Here is a 5,657-nt window from a genome sequence, read left to right on the forward strand (position 1 = left end):
TGTGGATGCCGATCGACGGGTGCAGCGCCGAGGGCGGCGCCCACGCACGGAATCGGACGCCGCCCACACGGTCGGGTCCGCCGGCGCTCGACATGGGCACCGGGACGCCGTTGCAGGTGAGCACGTGCCGCCCCTCGACCATCCCCGAGGCGGTGACCTGCACACGCTCCACCGAGCTGTCCACGTAGCGTGACGTACCCGACAGGCTGACCTCCTCACCGAGCACGTGCCACGGCTCCAGGGCGCCGCGCAGTTCCAGATGGACGCCGCTGGCGTCCGTCTCGCCGAGCCGCGGGAAGCGGAACTCGAGGAACGGCGCGAACCAGCCGGCGTCGAACGACTGCCCGAGGAGGGGCTCGAGGTGGGCGTTGAGGTCGTCGACCACGGCGCGCAGGTCGGCCGTGGCGAACGCGGGCAGGAGGAAGCGGTCGTGGAGACGTGTGCCCCAGCGGACCAGCGGCTTGCGATACGGCTCGTGCCAGAACCGCAGCAGCAGCGCGCGGACGAGGAGCGCCTGGACGAGCGACATGCGCTCGTGGGGCGGCATCTCGAAGCCGCGCATCTCGAGCAGACCGAGGCGTCCGCCCGGCCGGTCGCCGCTGTAGAGCTTGTCGATGCAGAACTCGGCGCGGTGCGTGTTGCCCGTGAGGTCGGTGAGGAGGTGGCGCAGCAGCCGGTCGGTGAGCCACACCTGGGACTTGCGCTGGCGGGCGACCCGCTCCTCGGGGTCCTCGTTCCAGACCCAATCGGCGCGAATCGCCGCCTCGACGTCGTGTTCGACGTCGGGGTCGGCCTGCATCGCCTCCAGCTCGGCGAACGCGATCTCGAGTTCGTAGAGGTATTCGTGGCGGCCCTCGTCCACGCGCGGCGCCTGGCTGGTCGGGCCGATGAAGCGACCCGAGAAGACGTAGGACAAGGCCGGATGATGCTGCCAGAACGTGATCATTGACTGCAGCAGATCGGGGCGGCGCAGGAGCGGCGAGCTGAACGGGTCCGGGCCCCCGAGCGTGATGTGGTTGCCGCCCCCGGTGCCCGTGTGGGTGCCGTCGAGGTCGAACTTCTCCGTGGCGAGCCCGGAGTGGCGGGCGTCGTCGTAGAGCGTGGTCGTGAGCTCCTCGAGCTCGGCCCACGTCCGGGTGGGGTGCACGTTCACCTCGATGACGCCCGGGTCGGGGGTGACGGACAAGGTGGTCAGGCGGTGGTCGGCGGGCAGCGGGTAGCCCTCGACGACGACAGGCGTGCCCAGTTCGGCCGCCGCCCCCTCGACGGCCGCGACCAACTTCACCGCGTCGTCGAGCGCGTCGAGCGGCGGCAGGAAGACGAGCAGGTGGCCCTCGCGGGCCTCCACGGCCACGGCGGTGCGGGGGGCGCGCTCGATGGGCAGTTCCGTGGCCGGGGGCGCCATGTCGCCGGGCTGCGGCGCCGAGACGTCGTCGTCGGGGCCGGCGTTGTGCGTGATGTCGGGCTGCTCGCCCCAGGCGAGGGAGTTGAGCGGCAGGCGCAGGCCGAGCGGGCTCGTGCCGGGCGCGAGGAACAAGGCCCGGCGGCGCGGCCGCCAGCGCGCGGTGCCCCAGCCGCCGTCGGGATGCACGAACAGCGGCACGACCCAGCCGGCAGGGCGCTCGGCAGTGGCGTCGAGCGCGTCCACGTCGGGATCGTCGTCTGCGTCCGGCCGGTCGCCCCACGGCTGGCGTGCCTCCGACCACACCTTCTCGATCGGATCCTCGAAAGCCGGCAGGACGAAGTCGCCCGGCACCCCCAGGCGCGCCGCCAGGGAGTGGGCGAAGGCGTCCACCTGGGCGTCGGACGCCGCGGCGTCCGTGGGCAGCGTCGCCTTGCCCCACGGATCGGCGAGCAGCGCCTGGTCCTGCCACAGGGGGACGCCGTCGGCGCGCCACATGAGCGCCATCTGCCAGCGGGGGAGCGGCTCGCCCGGGTACCACTTGCCCTGGCCGTGCTGGACGAGCCCGGCCGAAGCCCACCGCTTGCGCAGCAGCCCGGCCAGCCGGGTGGCCAGCTCGCGCTTCTCGGGCCCGTCGGCGGCGGTCTCCCACTGGGGGGTGGACGTGTCGCCGGCCGACACGAACGTGGGCTCGCCGCCCATCGTCAGGCGGACGTCGGCGTCGGCGAGAGCCGTGTCGATAGCGGTGCCGAGCGCGCGGACGCCCGCCCACTGGTCGTCGGTGTAGGGCTTGGTGACGCGCACGTCCTCGTGGATGCGGGTGACGGTGTTCTCGAACGCGAACTGGACGCCCACCACCCCCGTCGCGCCGGTGATCGGGGCCGAACTGCCCGGGTCGGGTGTCGCCGAGAGCGGGATGTGGCCTTCGCCCGCGAAGAGTCCACTGGTGGCGTCGAGGCCGATCCAGCCGGCGCCCGGAATGTAGACCTCGGCCCAGGCGTGCAGATCGGTGAAGTCCTGCTCGGGGCCGGCGGGGCCGTCGATGGGCTCGAGGTCGGCCGTGAGCTGCACGAGGTAGCCCGACACGAAGCGGGCCGCGAGGCCGAAGCGGCGCAGGATCGACACGAGGAGCCAGGCCGAGTCGCGGCAGGAGCCGAGCGCGCCGTCGAGGGTCTGCCTGGGGGTCTGCACGCCGGGCTCCAGCCGGACGGTGTACGCCACGTCGCCGTGCACCGCGGTGTTGACGGCCACGAGGAAGTCGACGATGCGCGTGTCGCCGCCGGTGATGCCCAAGGGCGCGATGCGGCGTTCGATCCAGGCGTCCACGAGATCGGGGGCGTCACCGGCGGCGTCCGGGCTCTCGGGCACGTGGCGCAGGTAGGGGGCGAGGTCCTCGCGCAGCCCGCCCGGGTACGCGAAGGGGAACGTCTCCGCGTACTCCTCGACGAAGAAGTCGAACGGGTTGATGACCGTCATGTCGGCCACCAGGTCGACGGTGATCGACAGATGGTCGGCCGGCTCGGGGAAGACGAGGCGCGCGAGGTAATTGCCGAAGGGGTCCTGCTGCCAGTTGATGAAGTGGTTCGGCGGGGACACCGTCAGCGAGTACGCCTCGATCGGCGTCCGGCTGTGCGGCGCTGGCCGCAGCCGCACCGTGTGTGGGTGGATCGTCACCGGCGCATCGAAGGTGTACTGGGTCGAATGGTGGAGGGCCACGCGGATCGTCACGGCGCACAGCCTAGGGGCAGCCCGGCCGGAGCCGGACCGCCCCCGTGTTACGGCTGAGTCACGGGCTGGTTCAGGGGCGGAACGTGAGCGAGGCGAGCGAGACGAACGGTCCCGGCTGCCCGGACTCGAACGTGATGTAGACCCGTTGGACCCCCGTCAGGCCGGGCGCGTTGAACGGAACGTCCCACCAGGCGGTCCAGCCGCCCGTCGAGCCGACCGCGAGCGATCCGACGGGCGCGGCGGTCGCGCTGCCCACCCGCACCTGGACGAGACCCGACACGCCACCGGCCGCCCCGGACGCCACCCGCGCCACCACGTCGCGCGAGGGTTGGGCGCCGAAGTCGAGGTCGAACACGAGTGAGGCGCCGTTCGCCACCGGCCCGGTCGATCCGCCCGGGACGGTCACGGTCGCGTAGGCGGGTGTCGCCGCCGTCGGTGACGGTGCGGCTGTCGGCGGGACGGACGCCGTAGGCGTGGCCGTTGCGACATGGCCGCGGAACTGGCCCGACCGCAACGCCGCGAACGGCGCGGGCTGTCCCGAGGTGAACGTGAGGGTGATGTCACGCACTCCGGTGAGGTTCCGGTCGACGTTGAGCGGGATCGTGCGCCACGCATCCCAGCCGCCGGTGTTGGCCACCGCCAAACTGCCGAGCACGCGGCCCGTGGGACCGCCATCGCGGATCTCGACCAGCCCGGACACGCCCCCTGTCGCTCCCGAGGCGACCGTAAGAGCGGCATCGGTGTAGCCGCCCGCACCGAAGTCGAGCCGGACGGTGATCGAACCACCGTTGGCCGTCGGCCCCGTCACCGCGGCGAAGCCGGCGTAGGGGTCGCCGACGGGGACGGCTGTCGGCGAGGTGGACACCGTGGGTGTCGGGATGGCCGTGGGACTGGTGGTGGGCAGCGGCGTCGGAGAGGCGGCTCCGGGCCCCGGCCGCGCGGCGGCGTCCGTCGCCTTGCCGGAGGCGACCACGGCGTACAGATAGGCCCGCGTGTTGCCGTTGTCGATGTCGGTCGGCGCGAGTTGCGCGGCGAGGGACTGCGCGCGGGATCGGTCGACGAGGGACAACAGCATGATGTTCCAGTCGATGAGGTGGCTGCGGCCGGTCACCTGGGGGTTGTAGGCGAGGACGGCGTCGAACGCAGGGGTGATGACGTTGCCACCGAGCACCGTGAGGTAGCCGAACTGCGACGGGCCGAGCGGGATGACCTGGATGCCGAGGATGTCGCTGGCGTCGGGTGACCACCACGTGCCGTAGTCGGTCTTGCCGGCGAACATCATCGAGACGATCGTCTTGTCGAAGGCGCCCGTGCGGTAGGGCGTCCACCAGTAGGCGGCCGCCGTGGCGGCCTCGTTGCTCAACATCCACGTGGCCTGGGTGGACATGGCGCCGTCACCCGAGGCGCGGGCCCAGAAGTCGAGCCCGGCCCACGCGTTGGCGGCCTCGGAGGTCGACTCCTGGTCGTTGCCGTCGAACCCGCCGCCCGTGCCGTTGGCCCAGGAGTGGCCGCGCCAGTCGTCGAAGGAGCGGCGCTTGATCGTCGTGGCGGTGTCGGTGGGGCTCGCGATGTCGGCGACGAGGGCGTTCGCGACGGCTGCGTAGCGGGTCACGAGCGACGGATCCTCGAGGCCCAGGATGCCGGCGGCGTATAGGAAGTAGCCGTAGTGGAAGTGGTGGTCGTTGGCGTTCTCACCGGAGCCGAAGCTGTCCTGGTGGCCGATGACGGTCTTCAGGGTCGCGTCGTAGCTGAAGCACTTGATGCTCTGGGTCAGGCACCGCTGGGGGTCCATCCAGAGGTCGAGCTGGCCCGTGACGGCGGCCTTGATCGTGGCGGCCTCGCTGGTCAGGCCGAGCTGAACGGCGAGCCGGTAGAGGTTGACGGCCCGGAACAGCTCCTTGCCGCCGAAGTAGGTGTCCTTGGCGACGAACGTGGTGACGGTCGGGACGTCGGCCTTCACCAGAGCCGCCAGCTCGGTGCGCTGGGCGGTGCTCAGACCGGCCAGATCGACGTCGCGTTGGCTCGTGTACGAGGGCACGGAGAACGTGAACCGGGTGCCGCGCACGCCGGCCGCCCAGCCGTTCGGATTCTCCCAGCGCCCGGTCAGCGTCGGCAGCCCGTACTCCTGGTGCGGCATCTGCGTGAACACCGTGGCTGCCGAATTCTCGGTGGTGAGGGTGAAGGTGGTCGTGGCCGTCGTGGCGGTCACTCCGTGGGTCACCTGTGTCCCGGTGACGCGGACCGCCCCGGAGACCAGCGCCGCGATGTCGGACGCCGTCGCCCCCTTCGGCTCGGCGAACGCGTGGAGCATGCCCCCGGCGGGCAGCGACAGCATGGTGCCGGCCAGGCTGGCGGAGGTCGAGACGACGTGGATGACCTGGCCGGTTGGGGCGGTCCAGGTCCAGTGGCCGCTTCCCGCGGCAGTCAGGCTGCGGTCGGATGCCACCGACTGAGCCGACGCGGCGCGGTACTGCACGTAGGGCCATCCCTCGACCGCGGTGAGCGTGCCCACGGCCGCGCTGCCGGC

General features: G+C 72.0%; 2 protein-coding genes. Both read right to left on the bottom strand.

All coding sequences use genetic code 11. The annotated features are described in order from the left end of the window. Positions 1 to 3,130 (bottom strand): transglutaminase family protein (locus Q1K57_RS11585; RefSeq protein ID WP_300082705.1); only part of this gene is annotated, 3,130 nt, incomplete at its 3' end. Positions 3,131 to 3,200: 70 nt separating this feature from the next. Continuing rightward, positions 3,201 to 5,657: glycosyl hydrolase (locus Q1K57_RS11590; protein WP_300082708.1), on the bottom strand; the 2,457-nt coding region annotated here is incomplete at its 5' end.

This window comes from Propioniciclava sp. (assembly GCF_029977985.1).
Taxonomy (GTDB): domain Bacteria; phylum Actinomycetota; class Actinomycetes; order Propionibacteriales; family Propionibacteriaceae; genus Propioniciclava.